Source organism: Streptomyces sp. NPDC002619, assembly GCF_042889305.1.
Classification (GTDB): Bacteria; Actinomycetota; Actinomycetes; order Streptomycetales; family Streptomycetaceae; genus Streptomyces.
On sequence record NZ_JBIAQV010000019.1, the window covers coordinates 31,059 to 55,624 of the forward strand.

A 24,566-nucleotide genomic window follows, 5' to 3' on the forward strand; every position below is an offset into this window, starting at 1 on the left:
GGTGGTCAGCCCCACAAGGTGCCGACGAGCAGCACGGCGCCCCCCGTGAAGAAACCGGCTCCCCACAGCATCAGGAAGTACGGGGCGGCCATGGTCATGTTCCGCTGGCCGGCCCGGCCGCGCGGATCGGGACCGACCGGTCTCGGTGGCGGACCGTCCCACGTTCCCGCCCCTCCCGCCGGTGGACGGCCCGGAGTCATGCAGAGCCTCCCCGAGGTGTGGCCGCCGGCGCCGGGTGGCGCCGGCGGCCACTACCGTCCCGTCAGTGGAACTGGCCGACCTGGTAGTCGCCGGCGGGCTGCTGGGTGATGACGTTTCCGCGGTTGAAGGCGTTGATGACGGCGATCTGGGTCACCAGGGCGGCGAGCTGGTCCTCGTCGTAGTACTTGGCGGCGTTGGCCCATACCTCGTCCGTGACGCCGCCGGCCGCGTCCGCGATGCGGGTGCCCTGCTCCGCCAGCTCCAGCGCGGCGCGCTCGGCGTCGGTGAAGACCTTGGCCTCGCGCCAGGCCGCGACCAGATTGAGGCGCACCGCGCTCTCCCCGGCCGCGGCGGCGTCCTTGGTGTGCATGTCGATGCATCCGGCGCAGCCGTTGATCTGACTGGCGCGGAGCATCACCAGTTCGCGCGTCGCGGCCGGCAGCGTCGAGTCCGCGAGCGCCTTGCCCGCCGCGACGATGTGCTTCATGGCCCTGGCCGCGACCGGGCTGGCCATGAGGTTCAACCGAGCTTCCACGGTGCACTCCTGTGTCGTTGTCGTCGTTGTCGGTGGTTCCACCTCTTGGACTGAACAGCCCCCGCCAGTTGTGACATGGACGAATGTGACCTGCGTCGCCCTTCCCGCATCGCGGCAGGGGAGACACCGCGGCACGGGAGACATCCCGCAGTGCCGCGTGGTCTGCTTGACACGAAAATCGAACATCCATTCTTATGGAAGCTCAGGCGAGGCTCTCGACGGGTATTTCGACATGGTTTAGGTGGAGAAGGACCCCAGTTGTCCACAGGCCGGGCCGGCGTCGGGGCGCATTGTCAGTGGCAGGCGTTAGCGTCTTTGACGTGAAGCGATCGACTCAAGCAAACCGGGTGGAACCCATGGCAGGAACCGACCGCGAGAAGGCGCTCGACGCCGCGCTCGCACAGATTGAACGGCAATTCGGCAAGGGCGCGGTGATGCGCCTGGGCGAGCGGCCGAACGAGCCCATCGAGGTCATCCCCACCGGGTCGACCGCGCTCGACGTCGCCCTCGGCGTCGGCGGCCTGCCGCGTGGCCGAGTGGTGGAGGTGTACGGCCCGGAGTCCTCCGGCAAGACGACCCTTACCCTGCACGCGGTGGCGAACGCGCAGAAGGCCGGCGGCCAGGTCGCCTTCGTGGACGCCGAGCACGCCCTCGACCCCGAGTACGCGCGCAAGCTGGGCGTCGACATCGACAACCTGATCCTCTCCCAGCCGGACAACGGTGAACAGGCGCTGGAGATCGTGGACATGCTCGTCCGCTCCGGCGCGCTCGACCTCATCGTCATCGACTCCGTCGCCGCGCTCGTCCCGCGCGCGGAGATCGAGGGCGAGATGGGCGACAGTCACGTGGGTCTGCAGGCCCGTCTGATGAGCCAGGCGCTGCGGAAGATCACCAGCGCGCTCAACCAGTCCAAGACCACTGCGATCTTCATCAACCAGCTCCGCGAGAAGATCGGCGTGATGTTCGGCTCCCCGGAGACCACGACGGGTGGCCGGGCGCTCAAGTTCTACGCGTCGGTGCGCATCGACATCCGCCGCATCGAGACCCTGAAGGACGGCACGGAGGCGGTCGGCAACCGCACCCGCTGCAAGGTCGTCAAGAACAAGGTCGCGCCGCCCTTCAAGCAGGCCGAGTTCGACATCCTCTACGGCCAGGGCATCAGCCGTGAGGGCGGCCTGATCGACATGGGTGTGGAGCACGGCTTCGTCCGCAAGGCCGGCGCCTGGTACACGTACGAGGGCGACCAGCTCGGCCAGGGCAAGGAGAACGCGCGCAACTTCCTCAAGGACAACCCCGACCTGGCCAACGAGATCGAGAAGAAGATCAAGGAGAAGCTGGGCGTCGGCGTGCGGCCGGAGGAGCCCGCGGCCGAGCCGGGCGCGGACGCGGCGGCCACGGCCACGGCCACGGGCGATGCCGCGAAGACGGTACCCGCCCCCGCTGCCGCCAAGGCCACCAAGCCCAAGGCCGCCGCAGCCAAGAGCTGACCCGTGACACGACGAACCGACTGGGCCGAGTACGCGCACCTCGACGCTCCGCGGGAGCGGCGCGGCAGAGGTGGCGTCGGCCCTGCCTGGACGGGCGACGGCACGGAGGGCCACGGGGCGGACGGCGACAGCGCGTTCGGTGACGGCGATTTCGGCGACGGGTCGTACGGGGACGGGCCCCGCGGCGGGGCGGACGTCTCCGGAGCCGGGGGCACGGACGCCTTCGGCAGCAACGGTCCGGACGAACCGTACGGCGATGACCGGTACGGCAGCGACCCGCACGGCGACGGGCCGCGGGGCGGTTCGCGCCGGGGCGGTCGGGGCACGCGCGGCCAGGACGGTGGCATGCGCGGGCGCCGGCGGCGAGGCTTCGGCGAGCCGTCCGGTGAAGACGGAGGTTCCTTCTCCTCGTCGAGGGCCGAGAAGGAGGAGCCCCCAGGGGACCCGGCTGAGCAGGCGCGGGCGATCTGTCTGCGTCTGCTCACCGGGACCCCGCGCACGCGGAAGCAGCTTGCGGACGCGCTGGGCAAGCGGGAGATCCCGGACGACGTGGCGGAACATGTGCTGTCGCGGTTCGAGGAGGTCGGCCTGATCGACGACAGCGCGTTCGCCGGCGCCTGGGTGGAGTCCCGGCACCACGGCCGGGGGCTGGCCCGGCGCGCGCTCGCCCAGGAGCTGCGGACCAAGGGCGTCGACGCGTCGCTGATCGAGGAGGCCGTCGGCCGACTCGACTCCGAGCAGGAGGAGTCGACGGCCCGCGAACTCGTCGAGCGCAAGCTGCGCTCCACCAGCGGCCTCGACCGCGACAAGCGGATACGACGCCTCGCCGGCATGCTCGCCCGCAAGGGCTACTCCGAGGGCATGGCCCTGCGAGTCGTACGCCAGGCACTGGAGGCGGAGGGCGAGGACACGGAGTTCCTCGACGGCGAGGAGCACTGAACGCACCGTCCGCGCCGCCGACCGCCCCCTCGGGAACCCCGCCTGTCAGGCGCCGTCGCCGGACTGGCCTCGGCCGATCACGCCGTCACCGGCAGTCCCGCCGCCTTCCACGCCTGGAAGCCTCCGACCAGGTCCGTGGCCCGGTGCAGGCCGAGTTGGTGGAGGGACGCCGCCGCCAGGCTGGAGGCGTAGCCCTCGTTGCAGATGACGACGACGCGCAGGTCGTGGCCGGTGGCCTCCGGCGTGCGGTGGCTGCCCTGGGGATCCAAGCGCCACTCCAGTTCGTTGCGCTCTATGACGAGCGCGCCGGGGATCAGCCCGTCACGCTCGCGCAGGGCCGCGTACCGGATGTCTACCAGCAGGGCCTCCCCTGCCTGAACCGCGTCGTAGGCCTCTCGCGGATCGATCCGGTGGTAGCCCTCGCGTACCCGCTCCAGCAACTCGTCGATGCCGACGGGAGTCTCGCCCGCCGCGCTCACTGCCAGTCCTCCGGGCGTTCGACCTGCTCCAGGCGCAGCACCTGGCCGGTGCGGCTGTAGCGGCGGATGCGGGGCAGGGGCGGGTAGTAGGCGTGCACCGAGATCGCATGCTCGTCGGTGGACTCGTTGAGGACCTCGTGGACATGGTGCTGTCCGAAGGCGCGGCCCTTCCCGGCCGACAGCCGCCGTTCGCGGTCCACGCCGTCGGTGAGTTCCAGGGTCTGCCAGCCGTCGGTGGGCAGCCGGGCGGCGAGCGAGTTCTCCTTCAACTCGCCGGACGCGGTGAGGAAGGCGCCGACCGATTCGGCGTGGTCGTGCCAGCCGGTGCCGGTTCCGGGCGGCCAGCCGATCAGCCAGGCCTCGCTGCCGCCGGGGCCTTCGAGCCGCACCCAGGTGCGCCCCTCCGGGTCGAGCGGGAGCGAGGCGACCAGCTCGGCGTCGGCGGCCGTCCACCGCACGAAGTCGAGGAGGTCCGCCTGCGTCGGAGCGGAAACGGCAGCGGAGCCGGCGGCCGGGGCGGACACGGCCGCGGGGGTGTCGTCGGCCGAGGCGGAAACAGAGGAGGAGACAGACACGTACACCGTCCTGATGAGCGTTCGCGGAAAGCGCGCGGCAGGGATCTGAAAGTCGGCGGCGCGCGCGGGTGAAAGGGGATGCGAATTCAGCAGGACGGGCGACACACGCAGCCTGCATAGCGGACGAGGTCCAGATGGACCTTCCGCCACAGGTGCACACAGGTGTCGGTCACGATGCGGAGTAGACCATGCCGATGCACGCCGGTCAACTGACCGTCACTATGTGGACCGGAGCGTGACTCCACCTGCGCTCAACGCGCGCCGGAGCCCGCTCCGGCCTCCGCCTCGGCCTCCGTCTTCGCGGCCCCGCCCAGCGTCGCCTCGGCCGCCGCGTACAGGTCGGCCGGGCGAACCCCGCTGAGCGCGGTGACCAGGTGACCGTCCGGCCGTACGAGGAGCACGGTGTGTGCGGGCGCTCCCGGGTAGCTCTCGGCGACGAGCAGCTCCGCGGGGTACGGCAGCGCCGTCACGGCGGCCGCGAGCCGGGGCATGACGCCCGCGGTGACCCAGTGTTTGCGGTCCCACACGCCCGTGCCCGGCGCGATCAGGACGACCAGCAGCGCGTTCCGGCCGAGCCGGTCCCGCAGCCGTACGAAGGAACCGTCCTCCGCCGTGACCCGCACGTCCGTCACCTGGGCGCCGGGCGTCGTGCCGACCGGGACCTCCGCCTCGAGGTGCCGGGGAGCGAGCGGCGAGCCGGTGTACACCCCGGGAGTGCCGAGCGCCCCGCGCCCCAGGTGGCCGTCGCTGAACAGTGCGTCGTGGCCCCGGGCGGTGCCGGGGACGTACGCGCGCAGCCCGCCACCGCCGCGCAGCACCGGCAGCGCCTGGTCGGCGGCGCGCAGCCGGGCGGCGACGACCCCGCGCCGCTCCGTCTGGTAGCTGTCGAGCAGCGCCTCGTGCGGGCCGTGGTGCCAGGCCGAGGCCAGCTTCCAGGCGAGGTTGTCGGCGTCCCTGAGCCCATCGTCGAGGCCCTGCGTCCCGAGCGTGCCCAGCAGATGGGCCGCGTCCCCGGCGAGGAGAACACGGCCGACGCGCCAGCGGCGGGCCAGCCGGTGGTGCACCGTGTGAACTCCCGTGTCGAGGAGTTCGTACGGCGGTGTGGGGCCGCCCGCCCAGCCCGCGAGGGTCTCGCGGACCCGGGCCACCAGAAGCTCGGGCGTGACCAGGTCCTTGCCCTGCGGCAGCAGCCAGTCCAGGCGCCACACGTCGTCCGGGAGGGGGCGGGCGGTCACCTCCCCGGCCATGGGCCAGGACGTCCGCCACGGCGGCATCCGATGGAGCAACGCCCGGTCGGGCCACGGAAGTTCCGTGCGCAGCGCGGCCACGGCGTGCCGCTCCACCGCCGTACGGCCGGGGAAGCGGATGTCGAGGAGCTTGCGCACGGTCGAGCGGGGACCGTCGCAGCCGATCAGGTAACTGCCGCGCCACCAGGTGCCCTTGGGGCCGCGGGTGTGGGCCGTGACGCCCGAACGCTCCTGTTCGACCGCGTCCAGGCGGCTGTCCACGGCGACCTTGGCCAGCGGCTCCCGGTCGAGCGCGGCGCGCAGGGCGGTGGTCAGCACATGCTGGGCGATGTGCAACGGGCCGGGCTCGGTCTCGTCGAAGGTGACCTCGCGCAGCACCTGCCTGCGCCGCATGGACCGCCATCCGGCCCAGCGCAGCCCCACCCCGGCGAGCGGGACGCCGCTCAGCCGTTCCAGCAGCGCGGCGGTGTCCTCGCGCAGCACGACGGTGCGCGCGGCGCGTGGTTCGTCCTTGCCGGGGCCCTCGTCGAGGACCACGGACGGCACCTCCTGACGGGCCAGCGCCAGGGCGAGCGTGAGCCCGACGGGCCCCGCGCCGACGATGATCACCGGGTCCACGGCGTGGCGCCCCCTGCCCGCAGAGGTGTCCTTGCGGACGCATGTGAACACGAAAGTGGAGCGGGGTGCACGATCACAGAACGTATGCAACCCATTGCCGGTGTTTGCGTCAAGTGACGGAGGCAGTGGTGATCAGGCCACTGCCTCCGTACGGGTCACGCCACTTGAACGATCGTCAGATCGTGCCGCCGGCCCCGGCGCCGAAAGTGCCCCCGACCTCGGCCGCGTTGAGCTCCTCGACGTCCTCGCCGGTCAGGACCGCGCCCGTGCCGCGCTTGCTGCGCCGCAGCCTGCCCTCCAGCCAGCTCGCGAAGCTGGTCAGCGTGAAGTTGACCACGATGAAGATGATCGCGACCATGATGAAGCTGGGGATGACGTTGGCGTAGTTGGCCGCGAGCGTGCTGCGCGCGTTCAGCAGTTCCGAGTACTGGAGAAGGACACCGCCCAGCGCGGTGTCCTTCACGATGACGACGAGCTGGCTGACGATGGCCGGCAGCATGACCGTCACGGCCTGCGGCAGCAGGATGCTGGTCATCGTCTGGCCCTTGCGCAGGCCGATCGCGTACGCGGCCTCCGTCTGCCCCTTGGGCAGGGCCAGGATGCCGGCGCGGACGACCTCGGCGAGGACCGACGCGTTGTAGAGCACCAGACCGGTCACGACCGCGTAGAGCGGGCGCTCGTCGCTGCCGATGTCCGTGGAGCGGACGTAGAACTCGTTGGCGAACAGCATCAACAGCAGCACCGGGATCGCCCGGAAGAACTCGACCACCGCGCCCGCGGGAACGCGTACCCAGCGGTGGTCGGACAGGCGTGCGATGCCGAAGAGCGCGCCCAGGGGGAGGGCGATGACCATCGCGAGCGCGGCGGCCTTGAGGGTGTTGCCGAGTCCGGGCAGCAGATACGTCGTCCAGGCCTGGGCCGTGGTGAACGGCTCCCAGAGGTCCCACTTCGTCTGGCCCTTGTCGTCCATCTTCTGCCACAGCCACCACACGACCAGGGCGAGCAGCGCGAGGAAGACGACGGAGAGGACCACGTTGCGCCGCCTGGCGCGGGGTCCTGGAGTGTCGTAGAGAACGGAGCTCATCGCTTCACCGCCAGTCGCTTGCCCAGCCAGCCGAGGATGAGACCGGTCGGCAGGGTCAGTACCACGAAGCCGAAGGCGAACACCGCGCCGATGGCCAGCGTCTGGGCCTCGTTCTCGATCATCGTCTTCATCAGGGAGGCGGCCTCGGCCACGCCGATGGCGGCCGCCACGGTGGTGTTCTTGGTGAGGGCGATCAGGACGTTGGCCAGGGGGCCGATGACCGCGCGGAAGGCCTGCGGGAGCACGATCAGCCGCAGGGTCTGGGTGAAGCTCAGCCCGATCGCGCGGGCCGCCTCGGCCTGGCCGAGCGGCACCGTGTTGATGCCGGAGCGGATCGCCTCGCACACGAAGGCGGCGGTGTACGCCACGAGACCGAGCAACGCGAGGCGGAAGCCCTGGAGCTTGAAGTCGTCGGAGGCACCCATGGTCACGCCGAAGATGTCGGCGAGGCCGAGCGACGTGAAGATGATGATGACCGTCAGCGGGATGTTCCGGACGATGTTGACGTAGGCGGTGCCGAACCCGCGCATGAGCGGGACCGGACTGACCCGCATCGCGGCCAGCACGGTGCCCCAGACCAGGGAGCCGACGGCGGAGAGGGCGGTGAGTTTCACCGTCATCCAGAACGCCCCGAGGACGTCGTAGCCTTCTAGAAAGTCGAACACGATCTCCCGCGCTTCCGGGTGTGTGGCGTACGTGGAGGGCAGGGCGCGCCGCCGCCCGGGAAGCGGTCGGCGGCGGCGTGCCCGTGGAACCGTGCGTTACCTGCCGGATTCCTGCGTCGGCGCGGCTGCGCTACTGGACGATCTGCCCGATCTTCGGGGCCGGCTCGTTCTTGTAGTTCGCCGGACCGAAGTTGGCGTCGACGGCCTTCTGCCAGGAGCCGTCGCTGACCATCTTCTCCAGCGCCTTGTTGATCTTGTCCTCGGTCGCGGTGTCGCCCTTCTTGACACCGATGCCGTAGTTCTCGTTGCTCAGCTTCAGGCCGGCGAGCTTGAACTGGCCCTTGTACTTGTCCTGCGCGGCGAAGCCCGCGAGGATCGAGTCGTCGGTGGTCACCGCGTCGACGGCGCCGCTCTGCAGACCCGCGATGCACTCCGAATAGCCGCTGTACTCCTTCAGGTTGGCCTTCGGGGCGATCGTCTTCTGCACGTTCTGCGCCGAGGTCGAGCCGGTCACGGAACACAGCTTCTTGCCGTTGAGGTCCGTGCCCTGGGAGATGTCCGAGCCGGTCTTGATGAGCAGGTCCTGGTGGGCGAGCAGGTACGGGCCGGCGAAGTCGACCTTCTGCTTGCGCTCGTCGGTGATCGAGTAGGTGGCCGTGATGAACTTGACGTCGCCGCGCGCGAGGGCGTTCTCGCGGTCGGCGCTCTTCGTCTCGACCCACTCGATCTGGTTCGGCTGGTAACCGAGTTCCTTGGCGACGTAGGTGGCGACGTCCACGTCGAAGCCGGCGAACGAGCCGTCGGGCTGCTTGAGACCGAGACCGGGCTGGTCGTACTTGATGCCGATCTTGATCTTGTTGCCGCCGCCCGAGTTGCTGCCCGAGTCCTTGTTGTCGCCGCCGCACGCGGTGAGGGCGAGCGCCAGCGTGAGCACGGTGGCCGAGGCGGCGGTGACCTTGCGGAGCTTCATGGTGAACATCCTTTGTCTGGTGAGGAGAAGCGGGCCGTCGGGCGGGTGACGCGGGCCGTGCCGAGAGTGGACGGCGCTCTCAGTGGTGGAGGATCTTCGACAGGAAGTCCTTGGCCCGGTCGCTGCGCGGGTTGCTGAAGAACTGGTCCGGCGCAGCCTGTTCGACGATGCGGCCGTCCGCCATGAAGACCACTCGGTTTGCAGCCGATCGTGCGAACCCCATCTCGTGGGTGACGACGATCATCGTCATGCCGTCGCGGGCGAGTTGCTGCATGACCTCGAGGACCTCGTTGATCATTTCGGGGTCGAGGGCCGAGGTCGGCTCGTCGAAGAGCATGACCTTCGGGTCCATCGCGAGGGCCCGCGCGATGGCGACGCGCTGCTGCTGGCCGCCGGAGAGCTGCGCGGGGTACTTGTCGGCCTGGGTGCCCACGCCGACCCGGTCGAGCAGGGCGCGGGCCTTCTCCGCGGCCTGCTTCTTGTCGGCCTTGCGGACCTTGATCTGGCCCAGCATCACGTTGTCGAGCACGGTCTTGTGCGCGAACAGGTTGAAGGACTGGAAGACCATCCCGACGTCCGCCCGCAGCCGGGCCAGCTCCTTGCCCTCCTGGGGCAGCGGGTTCCCGTCGATCGTGATGGTGCCCGAGTCGATGGTCTCCAGGCGGTTGATGGTGCGGCACAGGGTGGACTTCCCGGACCCCGAGGGCCCGATGACCACCACGACCTCACCGCGGGCGATCGTCAGATCGATGTCCTGGAGTACATGCAACGCGCCGAAGTGCTTGTTGACGCTCTTCAGGACGACCAGATCGCCTGTCGCGGCCACGTCTTCCTTGGCCACCGATACTTCGGTCATCGCTCTCAGGCTCCGTCCTCCTCGGTTTCGGAGGACAGTAGTAACCCTATGCGACCAGCGTCATTACATCTGAGGGGAATCTGAGCATTACGATCCGATAGCAATCGGACACGTGTCGTAGTAGGGGCGACCTGGCCGCGTATCGGCCGGGTAACGGAAGTCATGGGTAACCGGAACCCTCTTGACGCCGTCCTTGTCCATCGGCGTGACTTCCTTGGTGCACAGGCGCGTGCGCGCGCCTTCTACAAGGCGGCCGCGAAGTGAGACCGTACGACGGCTGAACCGGAGGGGGCCGGAATGAGACTGCTGCTCGTCGAGGACGACAACCACGTCGCCGCCGCCCTGTCCGCGGTTCTGGCACGGCACGGGTTCGACGTCACGCACGCCCGCAGCGGCGAGGAGGCCCTCCAGGCGCTTGTGCCCGAGAGCGCCGGCTTCGGTGTGGTCCTGCTCGACCTGGGCCTGCCCGACCAGGACGGCTATGAGGTCTGCGGCAAGATCCGCAAGCGGACCAGCACCCCGGTCATCATGGTCACCGCGCGTGCCGACGTCCGCTCCCGCATCCACGGCCTCAACCTGGGCGCCGACGACTATGTGGTGAAGCCGTACGACACCGGCGAACTACTCGCCCGCATCCACGCCGTCAGCCGGCGCACCGTCCAGGAGGACGTCGCACCGGGCGGCGAGAGCACGCTGCGCCTCGGCCCCGTCCACATCGAACTACCCACCCGTCAGGTCAGCGTGGACGGTTCGGTAATCCAACTGACCCGCAAGGAGTTCGACCTCCTCGCGCTGCTCGCCCAGCGCCCCGGCGTGGTCTTCCGCCGGGAGCAGATCATCAGCGAGGTGTGGCGCACCAGTTGGGAGGGCACCGGGCGCACTCTCGAGGTGCACGTCGCCTCCCTGCGCGCCAAGCTGCGCATGCCCGCCCTGATCGAGACCGTCCGCGGCGTCGGCTACCGGCTCGTCACACCGGCCGCCTAGCGGGCACGGGTGCACACACGTCTCCTCCCGCTGCTCATCGTCCTGATGGCGGCCGTCCTGCTCGCCCTGGGCCTCCCGCTCGCCGCCAGTGTCGCCGCCGCCCAGCAGCAGAAGGTGGTCGTCGACCGGATCGACGACACCGCGCGCTTCGCGGTGCTCGCCCAGTCCGTCACAGACGGCCCCAGCGGATCCCGCCGTACGACCGTGGACGACCGCAGGGAGACCCTCAGCCGCGAACTCGACAGCTACTACGAGGTGTACGGCATCCGCGCGGGCGTCTTCTACCGCAACGACTCCGCGATGGCCAACGCCCCCGCCGACTGGTTCCTGCCCCGCACGGGCGAGGTGCGCGACGCGTTCGACGAGGCCCTGCTCAGCCGGCGCAGCCACGACCCCGCACAGGTGTGGCCGTGGCAGCGCAGCCGACTCGTCGTCGCGTCGCCGGTCATCAGGGACGGCGACGTCGTAGCCGTCGTGGTCACCGACTCGCCGACCGGGGAGATGCGTTCGCGGACCCTGCGCGGCTGGCTCCTCATCGGCGCCGGCGAGATCGCCGCGATGCTGCTGGCCGTCGGCGCCGCGCTGCGGCTGACCGGCTGGGTGCTCAGGCCCGTACGCATCCTCGACGCCACCACCCACGCCATCGCGAGCGGCCGTCTGAAGTCCCGGGTCGCCGCGGCCGGCGGCCCGCCGGAACTCCAGAGGCTCGCCCGGTCGTTCAACGAGATGGCGGACAACGTCGAGGACGTGCTGGAGCAGCAGCGCGCCTTCGTCGCCGACGCCTCGCACCAACTGCGCAACCCCCTTGCCGCGCTGCTGCTGCGCATCGAACTGCTCGCCCTCGAACTGCCCGAGGGCAACGAGGAGATCGCCTCGGTCCGCACCGAGGGCAAGCGCTTCGCGCAGGTCCTGGACGACCTGCTCGACCTGGCGCTGGCCGAGCACGCCGACGCCGACCTGCGGCTGACCGACATCGGCCAGCTCGCCACCGAGCGGGTGGCCGCCTGGGCACCGGCCGCCGAGGCCAAGGGCGTCCGGCTGACCGGCGAGTGCCCGCCCACCACCGCGTGGGCCGACCCGATCTCGCTGTCCAGCGCACTGGACGCCGTGATCGACAACGCGGTGAAGTTCAGCCCCGAGGACGGCACCGTCGAGGTCACCGTCTCCTCCAACGGCGAGACCTCGGCCGTCGTGGTCACCGACACCGGCCCAGGCCTCACCGACGAGGAACTCGCCCGCGTCGGCGACCGCTTCTGGCGCAGCGGCCGCCACCAGAACGTGAAGGGCTCGGGCCTCGGCCTGTCCATCACCCGGGCCCTGCTCTCGGCGGGCGGCGGCTCACTCTCGTACGACCACCACGAGCCGAAGGGGCTCAAGGTGACGGTGACGGTGCCGAGGAGCGGTGGCTGAGGGCCGGCCGGGTCAGGGCTTCACCGAGCGGTAGTACCGTCGCGCGCCCTCGTGCAGGGTCAGGGGGTCGGTGTAGATCGCCGTGCGCAGGTCGACCAGTTGTGCGGAGTGGACGTGCGCGCCGATGCCGTCGCGGCTCTTGATCACCGTGCGGGTCACCCATTCGGTCAGCCGGGGATCCATGTCCTCACGGGTCATCAGAAGATTGGACACCGCGATCGTGGGCACGGTGGACCCCTGCTGGATCGACGGATAGGCCGACTCCGGCATGTTGGTGGCCCGGTAGTAGCGGGCCGCGTCGCTCTGGCGGTGCAGCGTGGCCACGAGGTCGGTGTCGATCGGAACGAACCGGAAGTGGAACTTCCGGGCCAGCTGGACCAGCCCGTTCGTGGGCAGCCCGCCCGACCAGAAGAATGCGTCGATCCGACCCTGCATCAGCCGGTCGGGCCCGGTGTCGATGCCGTCCGACATCGGCGTGATGTCCTTCTCGGGGTCGATGCCCGCGGCCCTGAGCACCCGATTCGCTATCAGCCGCACACCGGAGTTGGGCAGCCCGATCGCCACCCGCCTGTGCCTCAGGTCCGTGATGGACTTGACGTGCGAGTCGTCCGGCACGATGACCTGCACATAGTCGTCGTAGAGGCGGGCCACACCGCGCAGCCTGTCCGCCCCGGCCGCGCCCGCGATCTCGTACGTCTCCACCGCGTCGGCCGCCGCGATGGTGAAGTCGGCCTCCCCGGTCGCCACGCGCCGGACGTTCTCCTGCGAACCGGCACTGGTCTGCAGCTTCACCGTCAGACCCGGCATGTCGCGGTCCAGTTCGGTGCGCAGCCGCTCGCCGTACTCCTGGTAGACCCCGCGCGACGTCCCCGTGCTGAAAGTGATCGTCCCGCTCGGCGGCTCCTCGCCCAGGGGCAGCAGCCACCACAGCAGCAGCCCGAGGGCGACGCCGCCGGCGGCCGTGCCCCGGAGCGCGTGCCGCCTGCTGATCCGGGGGAGCACCTTGGACATGCGCGCGATCCTGCCAGCCTGGCCAGGGTCCTGGCCAGGCGGGGCTCAGGAGCGGCGTTGTCGGAGGCGGCCGTTACAGTCGCCGTATGAGCACCTCGCCCGCCGACCCAGTCCGTGAGTTCCACCTCGCCTTCGGCCTCGACGCCCGCAGTACGCCGACCGAGGTGTCCCCCGAACTGGCCGCGCACCGTGGGGAACTGCTCGCCGAAGAGGCCGCGGAGGTCGCCGAGGTCTCGGTCACCGGCCCGCTGGACCGGCTCGCACACGAACTGGCCGACGTGGTGTACATCGCGTACGGCACGGCGCTGGTCCACGGGATCGACCTCGACGCCGTGATCGCCGAGATCCACCGCGCCAACATGAGCAAGCTGGGCCCGGACGGCCAGGTCGCCCGCCGGTCGGACGGGAAGGTGCTCAAGGGCGAGCACTACGAGGCGCCGGACGTGTCGGAGGTCCTGCGCCGCCAGGGCTGGAGATCCGGCGGTGCCTGACACCGCTCGTTCCGGCCCTGTCCCAACCTGAGTTCATGGCGTTCCGCCGAGGCCGGTATTGAGTATCCGTACTCAGGCACTTCGTGACCGACCCTCCGACACTGGTGCCATGTCCACAGCACATGCACGCCCCACGTCAGGACGCTCAGGCATGCACCCGCTGGCGGACGTCGTCCTCGCGCTCCTCCTGCTCGCGCTGGACGCGGGGGTGGCCCTGATCACGTATCTCTACGCTCTGGCTCAGGCCGGATATGCGTTCTTCGACGCCGGCGCCGACAACTCCGACGTCAGCATGACCGCACCGGCCGTCGGTCTCGCCGTACTCGGCCTCGCGGTGCTGGCGACGGCTCTGCTGGCGGGCCGGGGCCGGGCGATCGTGACGGCCTGCGGCCAGACCCTCGCGGGCCTCGCCCTGCTCGGGGTCGCCGCCGTAGCCCTGGTTCTTCAGTACCACGACGACCACCCGCCCGCCCCTGGCCGGAGGGAAGCATGGTCAGCCCTTGGCGAGGGTGCGGTGGTCGGCCACGATCCATTCCGTGCCACCGCCCTCGGGGCGCAGGAAGATCGCGCGGTCGGTGACGCGCCGGGTGGCGGGGTCTTCCCACTCGCCGATGAACTGCACGATGCCCCGACGCCGTGGCCATCGACGACCGTGGCGCCCTCGTTCAGCCACTCGGGCAGGCAGTGCTCTTCAGCTGTCCCGTTCGAAGGACGGATCCTCTGGAACGGGGGAGCACTACGCAGAGCTCTGGGAGCGGTCTGACTGGGCTGAGCGCCGCAGGCTTCTCATCGCCGGAGGGTTCACCGTGGTCGCGTATCGCCGCAAGTCGAGGCGTGGCGGGGCGTCGGGCCAGGGGGACCCGGATACTCATCGCGCCTGGACCGGATCTTGCGGTGCGGCTACGGAGGCGAAGGCTGCCCGATGTACCGCCTACCCTTATGGCATGAGCAGCATCGACCGGAGCCAGGCCGTGGACGTTGAGCGAACATATGAGGTGCGCACCTATGGGTGCCAGATGAACGTCCACGACTCCGAGCGATTGTCCGGGCTGCTGGAACAGGCCGGTTATGTACGTGCGCCCGAGGGGTCGGACGGGGACGCGGACGTCGTCGTCTTCAACACCTGTGCCGTGCGCGAGAACGCCGACAACCGGCTCTACGGCAACCTCGGCCGGCTGGCGCCGAAGAAGGCCTCGCGCCCCGGGATGCAGATCGCCGTCGGCGGCTGTCTCGCGCAGAAGGACCGCGACACCATCGTCAAGAAGGCGCCCTGGGTGGACGTCGTCTTCGGCACGCACAACATCGGCAAGCTGCCGGTGCTGCTGGAACGCGCGCGCGTGCAGGAAGAGGCGCAGGTCGAGATCGCCGAGTCGCTCGAGGCGTTCCCTTCAACACTGCCGACGCGACGCGAGAGCGCGTACGCCGCCTGGGTCTCGATCTCCGTCGGCTGCAACAACACGTGCACCTTCTGCATCGTCCCGGCCCTGCGCGGCAAGGAGAAGGACCGCCGCCCCGGCGACATCCTGGCCGAGGTTGAGGCCCTGGTCGGCGAGGGCGTCTCCGAGATCACGCTGCTCGGGCAGAATGTCAACGCGTACGGCTCCGACATCGGCGACCGCGAGGCGTTCAGCAAGCTGCTGCGGGCCTGCGGGAACGTCGAGGGCCTGGAGCGGATCCGCTTCACCTCCCCGCACCCGCGCGACTTCACCGACGACGTGATCGCCGCCATGGCCGAGACGCCGAACGTGATGCCGCAGCTGCACATGCCGCTGCAGTCCGGCTCGGACACGGTCCTCAAGGCGATGCGCCGCTCCTACCGCCAGGAGCGCTACCTGGGGATCATCGAGAAGGTCCGCGCCGCCATCCCGCACGCCGCGATCACCACGGACATCATCGTGGGCTTCCCCGGCGAGACCGAGGAGGACTTCGAGCAGACGCTGCACGCGGTCCGCGAGGCACGCTTCGCGCAGGCCTTCACCTTCCAGTACTCCAAGCGCCCCGGCACCCCGGCCGCGACCATGGAGAACCAGATCCCCAAGGAGGTCGTCCAGACGCGCTACGAGCGTCTCGTCGCCCTCCAGGAGGAGATCTCCTGGGAGGAGAACAAGAAGCAGGTCGGCCGCACGCTCGAGCTGATGGTCGCCGAGGGCGAGGGCCGCAAGGACGGCGCCACGCACCGCCTCTCCGGCCGCGCCCCCGACAACCGCCTGGTCCACTTCACCAAGCCGGAGCAGGAGGTGCGTCCCGGCGACGTCGTCACGGTCGAGATCACGTACGCCGCCCCGCACCACCTCCTCGCCGAGGGCCAGGTCCTCGACGTGCGCCGCACGCGCGCGGGCGACGCCTGGGAGAAGCGCAACGCCGCCGAGGCCGCCAAGCCGGCCGGTGTGATGCTCGGCCTGCCGAAGATCGGCGCCCCCGAGCCGCTGCCGGTCGCCTCGGGCAGCGGCTGCGGCTGCGACTGACCTCGGCCGCCGCTGGGGTGGGCTGCCGCACTTCGTACGGCGAGGAGCTCACCGAGCGTGCGGCACGCGCGCGTGACGGCCGGCGACGCCAAGCTCATGGCGCTCGGCGCACCCGCATCGACACCTCCGACGTGCTCGTGCTCGTCGAGGGGTGACGCCGGGCCGTCGGACGGGGTTACTCTGCCGATCATGCTTGTCGCCGCCGCAGTCTGTCCCTGCCCGCCGCTCCTCGTGCCCGAGGTCGCCGCGGGTGCCGCCGCCGAGCTGGACGCCGCGCGTGCAGCGTGCATGGACGCGCTCGGCGTACTTGCCGCCGCCCGCCCCGACCGGCTGGTGGTCGTCGGGCCAGCCGAGGAGAGCGGTCTCGGGCCTTGTCCGCAGGGCACCCGGGGCTCCTTCCGAGGCTTCGGCGTGGACGTCGATGTGCGACTGGGCCGGGACGAGGGCGCCGCCGCCGGTTCCGACCGCGAGCTGCCGACGTCGCTGGTCGTCGCGGCATGGCTCCTTGAGCGCACCGGTTGGGCGGACGCCCCGATCGAGGGACTCGGCGTGGCGGAACCGCTGGCGCCCGAGCGGTGTATCGAAGTGGGAAGGGAAATCGCTGCAAGGGCCGAGCGGATGGCACTCCTGGTGATGGGCGACGCCAGCGCCTGCCGCACGCTCAAGGCACCGGGTTATCTGGACGAGCGGGCGGCCCCGTTCGACGCGGAGGTCGCCCGAGCGCTGGGCTCCGCGGACGTACGGGCCATCGAGGCACTGGACCCGGACCTGGCCCGTGAACTGAGGGCCGCCGGCCGTTCCGCCTGGCAGGTCCTGGCGGGAGCGGCGGAGGATGCGGCACTGGCGGGCTCCCTGCTGTACGAGGACGCGCCGTACGGCGTGGGATACGTGGTCGCGAGCTGGTCCTAGGGGTCAGGGGGCGGGGCGGGCCGGGTTCCAGGCGCGGAAACGGCGGGCGGCCGGGAGCTGTAGTGCTCCGCAGCCGTCCGCCGGTCAGCGTGTCATAAGTCGTGCCGTTCAGGAAGCCGGAGGCGGTGTCTCGGGGGGCGTGGGCGTCGTGCCCTCTGCCTCTTCGGGGCCGCCCTTGTGCGCGAGCCGGTCCATGGCGTGCTTGGCCTTGTCCGTGCCGGTGTGGATCTTCTCGCTGTACTTGCCCTTGGTCTTCTCGTCGACGGCCTTCGCGGCCTTGTCGATGCCGTGTGTGATCTTGCCCCCGTGCTGCTGCGCGAGGTCCGACACCTTGTCCTTGGCCGGGGCGAGCTTGGCCTTCACGTTGTCCATCAGACCCATCGGTCCACCTTCCCTCGCGGGGCAGTTACCTGCGGGCGCCCTCGCGGGCCGTGCTGTCCGCGACCTCGTCGGCCGAATGCTGCTGGGGAATCTCGGCGCTCTCCTTGGCGACGCCCTCGACGGACTCCGTCTCCGCTCGTGCCGTCGCGTCCTCGGTCCCGCCTTCGGCAGACGCCGTCGTCCGTGCCGATTCCTCCGCAGCTGCAGCCTCCTCCGCCTCGGGCCCGGCCGGCTCCGTACCGGTCCGCGCCTCGGCGGCCGACGCCTCCTCCGTGGCCCTGGACTTCCGGAGAAGTCGTGCAAAAACGCCCATATCCACTCCATACGTTACTCGTGCGGACGGAATCCCGCGTCGTCCGGTGCGTCCGATCGCGCCGCCCGGGTCACCGCCCCGAAACCGGCGGCGGGCACTCGCCACGGGCAACGAAGCCGACCGCATGCCGTCACGTAACCCGTTCGAGGAGTGGCCGTGAGGTTTGGGAGACTGGTGCGGTGAGCAGTGCAGCCCCCACCCCCCGCGTCATCGCCGTCGTCGGCCCCACCGCGGCCGGAAAGTCCGATCTGGGCGTCTTCCTGGCCCAGCAGCTCGGCGGCGAGGTCATCAACGCCGACTCCATGCAGCTCTACCGCGGGATGGACATCGGCACCGCCAAACTGACGTCCGAGGAGAGGGGCGGCGTCCCGCACCACCTGCTGGACATCTGGGACGTCACCGTCACGGCCTCCGTCGCCGAGTACCAAAAGCTCGCCCGCGCCCGGATCGACGACCTGCTCGCCCGGGGCCGCTGGCCGATCCTGGTCGGCGGCTCGGGCCTGTACGTGCGCGGAGCAGTGGACAACCTGGAGTTCCCCGGCACCGACCCCGAGGTCAGGGCCCGGCTGGAGGAGGAGCTGGCGCTGCGCGGCTCCGGGGCGCTGCACGCCCGCCTCGTCGCCGCCGACCCCGAGGCCGGCCGGGCGATCCTGCCCAGCAACGGACGCCGTATCGTCCGGGCCCTGGAAGTGATCGAGATCACCGGCCAGCCGTTCACGGCGAACCTCCCGGGCCACGACTCCGTCTACGACACGATCCAGATCGGCGTCGATGTGGCCCGCCCCGAGCTCGACGAGCGCATCGCGCTCCGCGTCGACCGGATGTGGGACGCGGGGCTCGTCGACGAGGTGCGCGTGCTGGCGGCGGGGGGCCTGCGCGAGGGGCGCACGGCGTCGCGCGCCCTCGGCTACCAGCAGGTGCTCGCGGCCCTCTCCGGGGAGTGCACCGAGGAGGAGGCCAGGGCCGAGACCGTGCGCGCCACCAAACGCTTCGCGCGCCGTCAGGATTCATGGTTCCGGCGCGACCCCCGGGTGCACTGGCTGAGTGGCGCCACGGCGGACCGGACGGAACTTCCGCACCTGGCGCTGACGTTGATCGAACGACCGGTCACAGCCTGATCACGTGATGGCATCGGGATGCGCCGCCGGTCATCGAGGCCTCCGGCGCCATGCCATCATCGAGCTTCGATCGACCAAGTGGAGTCCGAGTTGGGAGGGCGCGTGGCGATGGAGGCCGGCCCTCGCGACACCGCACAAGGCACCGAGCACCTCACCACCGACGGTGATGGGCCGGGGCAGGACGAGGACCGCCTGAGCCCCGACGGACCCGACGACACGGTGGGCGGTGTCACCGCCGACGGCCCGGAGCCCGAGGAGATGTTCGCGGGCGGCCCGGAGGTCGAGGTCGAACTGCGGCCGCAGCGTCGGCTGCGCATCTGGCAGCTCGCCCCCATCGTGGGCCTCGCCGCCGTCGGCTCCCTGATGTTCGCCTTCCCGCTCGCCTTCGACTTCGGCGACAGCGGCGCCGTCATCGCGATGCTGGGCCTGCTCATCTGCTCCTGCGCCGCAGGCTGGGGCATGATGGCCGCCCGCCGCGTGGGCTACGCCCTCCCGGGTCTGCCCCCGCGCGGCTCCGGACGCCGACCGGACTGGCGGGTCGTTCTCGCGTACGTCCTCGTCGTCGCCGTGGTCGCGGTCCTCGCCGTCTGGCGCGTGGCCCGCCTGCGCTGAGCCGGCGCACCCGCTCGCCTCGCCGGCCCGCCCGCCGCCGCCCCGAGTCCGTTGCGCCGGCCCCGCACCGGCGACCGGGACGCCGTACCGACGCCGTACGAGGTTGTCGTACCGACCCCGTACGATCGAGGAATGAGCACGCGGATCGCCTTCCTCAAGGGTCACGGCACCGAGAACGACTTCGTGATCGTCCCGGACCCAGAGAACGCCCTCGACCTCACCCCGGCCGCCGTCGCCGCGCTGTGCGACCGGCGTGCGGGCATCGGCGGTGACGGCGTGCTGCACGTGGTGCGGTCGGCCGCGCATCCGGAGGCCAGGGCGATGGCGGCCGAGGCCGAGTGGTTCATGGACTACCGCAACGGCGACGGCTCCATCGCGGAGATGTGCGGTAACGGCGTGCGCGTGTTCGCGCGCTACCTCCAGCACGCCGGACACGTCACCGAGGGCGACATCACGGTCGCCACGCGCGCGGGCGTGAAGAGCGCGCACATCGCCAAGGACGGTGACGTCACCGTCGGCATGGGCAGCGCGCGCCTCCTTGAAGGGGACGTCACGGTGAGCGTCGGCGAGCGCAGCTGGCCCGCACGCAACGTGAACATGGGCAACCCGCATGCGGTCGCCTTCGTCGACGACCTCGCGCACGCCGGCAACCTGTTCACCCCGCCGCCCGTCGGCCCGGAGGGCGCCTACCCGGACGGCGCGAACGTCGAGTTCGTGGTCGACCGCGGCCCCCGGCACGTGGCGATGCGTGTGCACGAGCGCGGCGCCGGTGAGACTCGCTCCTGCGGCACGGGCGCGTGCGCCGTCGCCGTGGCCGCCGCCCGCCGCGACGGCGCCGACCCGGCCGTCACGGGCACCCCTGCGACGTACACCGTGGACGTGCCCGGCGGACGCCTCGTCATAATCGAGCGGCCCGACGGCGAGGTCGAGATGACCGGCCCCGCCGTGATCGTCGCCGAAGGAGAGATCGACGCCGAGTGGCTGGAAAACGCGGCCCGTTGACCGCGCGAACCGCGGCCACGACAGCCCGCGACACCCGGATCCGTGGCTCCCGGCGTCAGGGGCGTATCGAAACCACGGCCGACGGCCAGTCACCTGGCGCAAAACCGTAAACCTCCGCATCGTCGCTCGATTGGGTGATCCGTTTCACGCTCGGCGGGAGGCGGTCAGTCGCACGTGTTGGGCTCGGTAGCATCAAGCACCGGCACGGACGGGGGAACGTCGCCATCCCTGAGCCGCGTATGCCCCGTGGCCCCGTCCGCCGGTCCACGAGCCGGAGGTGCCCATGAGTGCGGAGGCCACGAACCCCGCGAACCCAGGCCCTGTCACCCCTGCGGCGCCGCGCAAGAAGGCCCGCGCCCGGATCGACCTGCGTCGGCTCGGCCGGGCCGCGCTGCTGGGCTCACCCGCCCGTGACAAACTGCCCGACGCCATCGGCCACGTCGCCGAGGCCCACCGCGCCCACTACCCGGACGCCGACCTCGAACCTCTGCGCCGCGCCTATGTGCTGGCCGAGTCCTCGCACCGCGGCCAGATGCGCAAGAGTGGCGAGCCGTACATCACACACCCCCTCGCGGTGACCCTCATCCTCGCCGAACTCGGGGCCGAGACCACGACCTTGACGGCCTCTCTGCTCCACGACACCGTCGAGGACACCGATGTGACGCTCGACCAGGTGCGGGAACAGTTCGGCGAGGAGGTTCGTTACCTGGTCGACGGGGTGACGAAGCTGGAGAAGGTCGACTACGGCGCGGCAGCCGAGCCCGAGACCTTCCGCAAGATGCTCGTCGCCACGGGCAACGACGTCCGCGTGATGTCGATCAAACTCGCCGACCGGCTGCACAACATGCGCACCCTCGGAGTGATGCGCCCCGAGAAACAGGCCCGCATCGCCAAGGTCACCCGCGACGTCCTCATCCCGCTCGCCGAGCGGCTCGGCGTCCAGGCCCTCAAGACCGAACTGGAGGACCTCGTCTTCGCGATCCTCCACCCCGACGAGTACGAGCACACGCGGGAGTTGATCGTCGACAACGCCACGCGCGCCGACGACCCCCTCGCCGAGATCTCCGACGAGGTCCGCACCGTCCTGCGCGACGCGGACATCCCGGCCGAAGTCCTCATCCGCCCCCGGCACTTCGTCTCCATGCACCGCGTCGCCCGCAAGCGCGGACAGTTGCGCGGCGCCGACTTCGGCCGCCTGCTGGTGCTCGTCAACGAGGACGCGGACTGTTACGGCGTCCTGGGCGAGCTGCACACGTGCATGACGCCCGTCGTCTCCGAGTTCAAGGACTTCATCGCCGTACCCAAGTTCAACCTTTACCAGTCGCTGCACACGGCCGTCGCGCGCCCGGACGGCCAGGTCGCCGAAGTCCTCATCCGTACCCACCAGATGCACAAGGTCGCCGAGGCCGGTGTCATCGCCCTGGGCAATCCCTACGCCCCTCCGGCGGAGGAGCAGAGCGGCGAGGGCGTCCCTGCCGACGGCGAGCGCGCCGACCCCACGCGCCCCGGCTGGCTCTCCCGCCTCCTCGACTGGCAGCGCGGCGCGCCCGACCCCGACACCTTCTGGTCGACCCTGCGTGAGGACCTCGCCCAGGACCGCGAGATCACCGTCTTCCGGCCCGACGGCGGCACCCTGGGCCTGCCCGAGGGCGCCACCTGCGTGGACGCCGCGTACGCGCAGTACGGCGAGGACGCGCACGCCTGCATCGGCGCCCGGGTCAACGGCCGCCTGGCAACGCTCAGTACGGTCCTCAAGGACGGCGACAGCGTTCAGCTCCTGATGGGCCAGGACCCGGCCTCCGAACCCTCCAGGGAATGGCTGGACCACGCGCACACCCCGGCCGCCCGGATCGCCATCCAGAGGTGGCTGGCGGCACATCCGGTGCACGACGACACGGATCCGGAACAGGCCGAAAGGAGCGGGCTCCGCGACGGGATCGGCGGTGGGGCGGAGCGCGCCGGGGCAGTGGACTCCGTCACGCGTGCCGCCACGGCCGGCCGTGTCACGTCAGAAGGCGCGGGCGCCCCGGCCCGCCCCCGAGACGCCGAAGTCCTGGTGGATCGCCCCGGCGCCACGCCCCGGCTCGCCGGATGCTGTACGCCCGTACCGCCCGACGAGGTCACCGGCTTCTCCGTGCGCGGGGGAGTGGTGACCGTGCACCGCGTCGAGTGCGCCGCGGTGGCGCGTATGAAGAGCGGGGGGCGCCCGGAGATCGGCGTGCGCTGGGGGGACACCACCGCGTGCCGGGTCACGCTGGTCGCCGAATCGTTCGGCCGCCCCCATCTGCTCGCCGACCTCACCGAAGCGATCGCCCTCGAAGGCGCCGAGATCGTCTCCGCGACGGTCGAACCGCCGAGCCAGCAGCGCGTCCGCCACACATACACCCTCCAACTCCCCGACGCGGCCCACCTCCCGGTCCTCATGCGCGCCATGCGCAACGTGCCGGGCGTGTACGACGTGGGGCGAGCGCAGCACCAGACATCGGCTTCCTGACGGAGCCCTCCTGACGGACGCGCCCCACGCCCATCCGTTCGGGTGCGCCGGGCGCGCGTCTCCGCCATAGCACAGGCGCGCGCTGGTAGCGGTGGTCCATGCTGCTCACCCCCCGCACCAACCGGCCGCCCAAGCCGCCCCTGTCGGCCGGCAGGAGCCGTCGGCACCGCACCGCCGCCCTCCTCGCCTCCGCCGTCTCCGTCTGCCTCGTCTCCGCGAGCACCCCCGCCGACCCGCTGGGCATCGGCGACCGCCTCTTCCCGTATCTGGGCAACCCCGGATACGACGTCGCGTCGTACGACCTGTCCTTGACTTATCCCGGCACGAACGACAAGCCCCTCGAGGCCGTCACCACCATCGACGCCTGGACGACGAAGAGCCTGGACCGCATCAACCTCGACTTCGCGCACGGCAAGGTCGAGTCCGTCGAGGTCGACGGCCGCCCCGCCGCCTTCACCAGCGCCCGAGACGACCTGGTCGTGACCCCGAAGCGGGCGCTGCTCCGGGGCAACTGGACGCGGATCACCGTGCGCCACACCAGCGACCCGAGGCCCGCCAAGCACCGGGACGGCGGCTGGGTGCGCACCACCGACGGCCTCGCCATGGCGAACCAGGCCGACGCCGCGCACCTGGTGTTCCCGTGCAACGACCACCCGTCCGACAAGGCGATGTTCACGATCCGGGTCACCGCCCCCAACGGCTACACGGCCGTCGCGAACGGCCTGCCGACCGGCGTCGACAAGGTCGGCCGCTCGACCACCTGGACGTACCGCACCCAGCACCCCATGGCCACCGAGCTCGCCCAGGTGTCCATCGGCCACTCCACCGTGCTGCACCGCACCGGACCGCACGGACTGCCCGTCCGTGACGTCGTGCCCACCGCCGACCGCAAGGCCCTCGAACCCTGGCTGGCCAAGACCCCCGACCAGATCGCCTGGATGGAGAGCAAGGTCGGGCCCTACCCCTTCGAGACGTACGGCCTGCTGATGGCCCAGGCCGCCACCGGCTTCGAACTCGAGACGCAGACCCTCTCCCTCTTCGAGAAGGGCGTGTTCACCGAGCCCGCCTACCCCAAGTGGTACGTCGAGTCGATCATGGTGCATGAACTGTCCCACCAGTGGTTCGGCGACAGCGTCAGCCCGCGCACCTGGTCCGACCTGTGGCTGAACGAGGGCCACGCCACCTGGTACGAGGCCCTGTACGCGCAGGAGAAGGGGCACAAGCCCATGGCCGACCGCATGAAGGCGGCCTACAGCGTCTCCGACCGCTGGCGCCGGTCCGGCGGTCCGCCCGCCGCGCCCAAGCCGCCCGCGGCGGGCCAGAAGATCGGGATCTTCCGGCCGAACGTCTACGACGGCGGAGCCCTGGTGCTGTACGCCCTGCGCCAGGAGATCGGCGAGCCCGCCTTCGAGCGGCTGGAGCGGGTCTGGGCCCAGACGCACCGCGACGGCACGGTGACCACGGCCGACTTCGAACGCCTCGCCTCGAGCATCGCCGGACGCGATCTGAGCGCGTTCTTCAAGGCCTGGCTGTACAGCGAGAAGACCCCGCCGATGCCAGGCCACAAGGACTGGAAGGCCACGCCGCCGGAGAAGTCTGCCGCGCAATAAGACGGTGACGAGACGGGCCGTGCCGTGCGACCATCTTGAGGTCGGCGCGGCACGGAGCGCGGGAATCTCCCAGGGTGCTCGTGCGTTGTTCAGGTTGTCGCCCGTATCGG

The 24,566-nt window shown here is 70.8% G+C and carries 24 protein-coding genes; 13 read left to right on the top strand and 11 right to left on the bottom strand.

Annotated elements, in window-relative coordinates; genetic code table 11:
• Nucleotides 1–262: 262 nt before the first annotated feature.
• Nucleotides 263–736, bottom strand: coding sequence for a carboxymuconolactone decarboxylase family protein (locus tag ACFYXB_RS26600; protein WP_389586586.1), 474 nt, complete (start codon nt 734–736; stop codon nt 263–265).
• A gap of 356 nt (nt 737–1,092) precedes the next feature.
• Between ACFYXB_RS26600 and recA the strand changes: the two genes are divergently transcribed.
• Both recA and recX read left to right on the top strand, forming a co-directional pair.
• A complete protein-coding gene (recA, locus tag ACFYXB_RS26605) occupies nt 1,093–2,223 on the top strand; it encodes a recombinase RecA (RefSeq protein ID WP_389586588.1) in 1,131 nt (376 codons plus the stop codon).
• A 3-nt stretch (nt 2,224–2,226) separates the two neighbouring features.
• On the top strand, nt 2,227–3,162 hold the full coding sequence (gene recX, locus ACFYXB_RS26610; protein WP_389586590.1) for a recombination regulator RecX: 936 nt from the start codon (nt 2,227–2,229) through the stop codon (nt 3,160–3,162).
• Between the two features lie 77 nt (nt 3,163–3,239).
• Here recX and ACFYXB_RS26615 read toward each other — a convergent pair whose 3' ends face one another.
• From ACFYXB_RS26615 to ACFYXB_RS26645, 7 genes are all read right to left on the bottom strand, one after another.
• Nucleotides 3,240–3,641, bottom strand: a complete 402-nt coding sequence (locus ACFYXB_RS26615; RefSeq protein ID WP_389586592.1) for a rhodanese-like domain-containing protein — start codon at nt 3,639–3,641, stop codon at nt 3,240–3,242.
• The gene (locus ACFYXB_RS26620; RefSeq protein WP_389586747.1) at nt 3,638–4,165 is read right to left on the bottom strand and encodes a cysteine dioxygenase; all 528 of its coding nucleotides are present in this window, start codon (nt 4,163–4,165) and stop codon (nt 3,638–3,640) included. The genes ACFYXB_RS26615 and ACFYXB_RS26620 overlap by 4 nt, the downstream gene beginning before the upstream one ends.
• 302 nt (nt 4,166–4,467) lie before the next feature.
• Entirely contained in the window at nt 4,468–6,081 is a 1,614-nt protein-coding gene (locus ACFYXB_RS26625; RefSeq protein ID WP_389586594.1) for an FAD-dependent monooxygenase, read from the bottom strand.
• 175 nt (nt 6,082–6,256) lie between these two features.
• Nucleotides 6,257–7,165: an amino acid ABC transporter permease gene (locus tag ACFYXB_RS26630; RefSeq protein WP_389586596.1), complete on the bottom strand. Its 909-nt coding sequence runs from the start codon at nt 7,163–7,165 to the stop codon at nt 6,257–6,259.
• Nucleotides 7,162–7,830: an amino acid ABC transporter permease gene (locus tag ACFYXB_RS26635; protein ID WP_389586598.1), complete on the bottom strand. Its 669-nt coding sequence runs from the start codon at nt 7,828–7,830 to the stop codon at nt 7,162–7,164. The genes ACFYXB_RS26630 and ACFYXB_RS26635 overlap by 4 nt, the downstream gene beginning before the upstream one ends.
• 130 nt (nt 7,831–7,960) lie before the next feature.
• Nucleotides 7,961–8,800, bottom strand: coding sequence for a glutamate ABC transporter substrate-binding protein (locus tag ACFYXB_RS26640; RefSeq protein WP_351364037.1), 840 nt, complete (start codon nt 8,798–8,800; stop codon nt 7,961–7,963).
• Nucleotides 8,801–8,879: 79 nt separating this feature from the next.
• On the bottom strand, nt 8,880–9,656 hold the full coding sequence (locus ACFYXB_RS26645) for an amino acid ABC transporter ATP-binding protein (RefSeq protein WP_351364039.1): 777 nt from the start codon (nt 9,654–9,656) through the stop codon (nt 8,880–8,882).
• A gap of 297 nt (nt 9,657–9,953) precedes the next feature.
• On the opposite strand from ACFYXB_RS26645, the gene ACFYXB_RS26650 reads away from it, so the two are divergent.
• On the top strand, nt 9,954–10,640 hold the full coding sequence (locus tag ACFYXB_RS26650; protein ID WP_351364042.1) for a response regulator transcription factor: 687 nt from the start codon (nt 9,954–9,956) through the stop codon (nt 10,638–10,640).
• 9 nt (nt 10,641–10,649) lie between these two features.
• Nucleotides 10,650–12,050, top strand: coding sequence for an ATP-binding protein (locus tag ACFYXB_RS26655; protein ID WP_389586601.1), 1,401 nt, complete (start codon nt 10,650–10,652; stop codon nt 12,048–12,050).
• Nucleotides 12,051–12,062: 12 nt separating this feature from the next.
• Here ACFYXB_RS26655 and ACFYXB_RS26660 read toward each other — a convergent pair whose 3' ends face one another.
• A complete protein-coding gene (locus ACFYXB_RS26660; protein ID WP_389586603.1) occupies nt 12,063–13,061 on the bottom strand; it encodes a TAXI family TRAP transporter solute-binding subunit in 999 nt (332 codons plus the stop codon).
• 86 nt (nt 13,062–13,147) lie between these two features.
• On the opposite strand from ACFYXB_RS26660, the gene ACFYXB_RS26665 reads away from it, so the two are divergent.
• From ACFYXB_RS26665 to ACFYXB_RS26680, 4 genes are all read left to right on the top strand, one after another.
• Nucleotides 13,148–13,552: a MazG nucleotide pyrophosphohydrolase domain-containing protein gene (locus tag ACFYXB_RS26665; RefSeq protein ID WP_389586605.1), complete on the top strand. Its 405-nt coding sequence runs from the start codon at nt 13,148–13,150 to the stop codon at nt 13,550–13,552.
• A 151-nt stretch (nt 13,553–13,703) separates the two neighbouring features.
• Nucleotides 13,704–14,315 (top strand): DUF6234 family protein, encoded by a 612-nt coding sequence (locus ACFYXB_RS26670; RefSeq protein WP_389586607.1) that lies wholly within the window; start codon nt 13,704–13,706, stop codon nt 14,313–14,315.
• 181 nt (nt 14,316–14,496) lie between these two features.
• Entirely contained in the window at nt 14,497–16,017 is a 1,521-nt protein-coding gene (gene miaB, locus ACFYXB_RS26675) for a tRNA (N6-isopentenyl adenosine(37)-C2)-methylthiotransferase MiaB (RefSeq protein ID WP_389586609.1), read from the top strand.
• A 189-nt stretch (nt 16,018–16,206) separates the two neighbouring features.
• Nucleotides 16,207–16,926: a class III extradiol dioxygenase subunit B-like domain-containing protein gene (locus tag ACFYXB_RS26680; RefSeq protein ID WP_389586611.1), complete on the top strand. Its 720-nt coding sequence runs from the start codon at nt 16,207–16,209 to the stop codon at nt 16,924–16,926.
• A 108-nt stretch (nt 16,927–17,034) separates the two neighbouring features.
• Here the strand turns inward: ACFYXB_RS26680 and ACFYXB_RS26685 are convergent, their stop codons facing one another.
• A complete protein-coding gene (locus ACFYXB_RS26685) occupies nt 17,035–17,307 on the bottom strand; it encodes an antitoxin (protein WP_351361765.1) in 273 nt (90 codons plus the stop codon).
• Between the two features lie 25 nt (nt 17,308–17,332).
• Nucleotides 17,333–17,620: a hypothetical protein gene (locus ACFYXB_RS26690; protein ID WP_388497706.1), complete on the bottom strand. Its 288-nt coding sequence runs from the start codon at nt 17,618–17,620 to the stop codon at nt 17,333–17,335.
• 179 nt (nt 17,621–17,799) lie between these two features.
• On the opposite strand from ACFYXB_RS26690, the gene miaA reads away from it, so the two are divergent.
• The 5 genes from miaA to ACFYXB_RS26715 all read left to right on the top strand — a co-directional run bounded on the left by miaA (nt 17,800) and on the right by ACFYXB_RS26715 (nt 24,456).
• Nucleotides 17,800–18,738: a tRNA (adenosine(37)-N6)-dimethylallyltransferase MiaA gene (gene miaA, locus ACFYXB_RS26695; protein WP_389586614.1), complete on the top strand. Its 939-nt coding sequence runs from the start codon at nt 17,800–17,802 to the stop codon at nt 18,736–18,738.
• Nucleotides 18,739–18,846: 108 nt separating this feature from the next.
• Nucleotides 18,847–19,350, top strand: a complete 504-nt coding sequence (locus ACFYXB_RS26700) for a hypothetical protein (protein ID WP_351361795.1) — start codon at nt 18,847–18,849, stop codon at nt 19,348–19,350.
• A 132-nt stretch (nt 19,351–19,482) separates the two neighbouring features.
• The gene (dapF, locus tag ACFYXB_RS26705; RefSeq protein WP_351361774.1) at nt 19,483–20,352 is read left to right on the top strand and encodes a diaminopimelate epimerase; all 870 of its coding nucleotides are present in this window, start codon (nt 19,483–19,485) and stop codon (nt 20,350–20,352) included.
• Nucleotides 20,353–20,635: 283 nt separating this feature from the next.
• Nucleotides 20,636–22,846, top strand: a complete 2,211-nt coding sequence (locus ACFYXB_RS26710) for a RelA/SpoT family protein (protein WP_389586616.1) — start codon at nt 20,636–20,638, stop codon at nt 22,844–22,846.
• Nucleotides 22,847–22,944: 98 nt separating this feature from the next.
• A complete protein-coding gene (locus ACFYXB_RS26715; RefSeq protein ID WP_389586618.1) occupies nt 22,945–24,456 on the top strand; it encodes a M1 family metallopeptidase in 1,512 nt (503 codons plus the stop codon).
• Nucleotides 24,457–24,566: the final 110 nt, after the last annotated feature.

Excerpts from the sequence above, each read along its gene's own strand:
- ACFYXB_RS26630 (WP_389586596.1), bottom strand. The coding sequence starts at position 7,165 with ATGAGCTCCGTTCTCTACGACACTCCAGGACCCCGCGCCAGGCGGCGC.
- ACFYXB_RS26640 (WP_351364037.1), bottom strand. The coding sequence starts at position 8,800 with ATGAAGCTCCGCAAGGTCACCGCCGCCTCGGCCACCGTGCTCACGCTG.
- recA (WP_389586588.1), top strand. The coding sequence starts at position 1,093 with ATGGCAGGAACCGACCGCGAGAAGGCGCTCGACGCCGCGCTCGCACAG.
- ACFYXB_RS26650 (WP_351364042.1), top strand. The coding sequence starts at position 9,954 with ATGAGACTGCTGCTCGTCGAGGACGACAACCACGTCGCCGCCGCCCTG.
- ACFYXB_RS26700 (WP_351361795.1), top strand. The coding sequence starts at position 18,847 with ATGGAGGCCGGCCCTCGCGACACCGCACAAGGCACCGAGCACCTCACC.
- ACFYXB_RS26660 (WP_389586603.1), bottom strand. The coding sequence starts at position 13,061 with ATGTCCAAGGTGCTCCCCCGGATCAGCAGGCGGCACGCGCTCCGGGGC.
- dapF (WP_351361774.1), top strand. The coding sequence starts at position 19,483 with ATGAGCACGCGGATCGCCTTCCTCAAGGGTCACGGCACCGAGAACGAC.
- ACFYXB_RS26665 (WP_389586605.1), top strand. The coding sequence starts at position 13,148 with ATGAGCACCTCGCCCGCCGACCCAGTCCGTGAGTTCCACCTCGCCTTC.
- ACFYXB_RS26670 (WP_389586607.1), top strand. The coding sequence starts at position 13,704 with ATGCACCCGCTGGCGGACGTCGTCCTCGCGCTCCTCCTGCTCGCGCTG.
- ACFYXB_RS26690 (WP_388497706.1), bottom strand. The coding sequence starts at position 17,620 with ATGGGCGTTTTTGCACGACTTCTCCGGAAGTCCAGGGCCACGGAGGAG.
- ACFYXB_RS26645 (WP_351364039.1), bottom strand. The coding sequence starts at position 9,656 with ATGACCGAAGTATCGGTGGCCAAGGAAGACGTGGCCGCGACAGGCGAT.
- ACFYXB_RS26715 (WP_389586618.1), top strand. The coding sequence starts at position 22,945 with ATGCTGCTCACCCCCCGCACCAACCGGCCGCCCAAGCCGCCCCTGTCG.
- ACFYXB_RS26685 (WP_351361765.1), bottom strand. The coding sequence starts at position 17,307 with ATGGGTCTGATGGACAACGTGAAGGCCAAGCTCGCCCCGGCCAAGGAC.
- ACFYXB_RS26680 (WP_389586611.1), top strand. The coding sequence starts at position 16,207 with ATGCTTGTCGCCGCCGCAGTCTGTCCCTGCCCGCCGCTCCTCGTGCCC.
- ACFYXB_RS26710 (WP_389586616.1), top strand. The coding sequence starts at position 20,636 with ATGAGTGCGGAGGCCACGAACCCCGCGAACCCAGGCCCTGTCACCCCT.
- miaB (WP_389586609.1), top strand. The coding sequence starts at position 14,497 with ATGAGCAGCATCGACCGGAGCCAGGCCGTGGACGTTGAGCGAACATAT.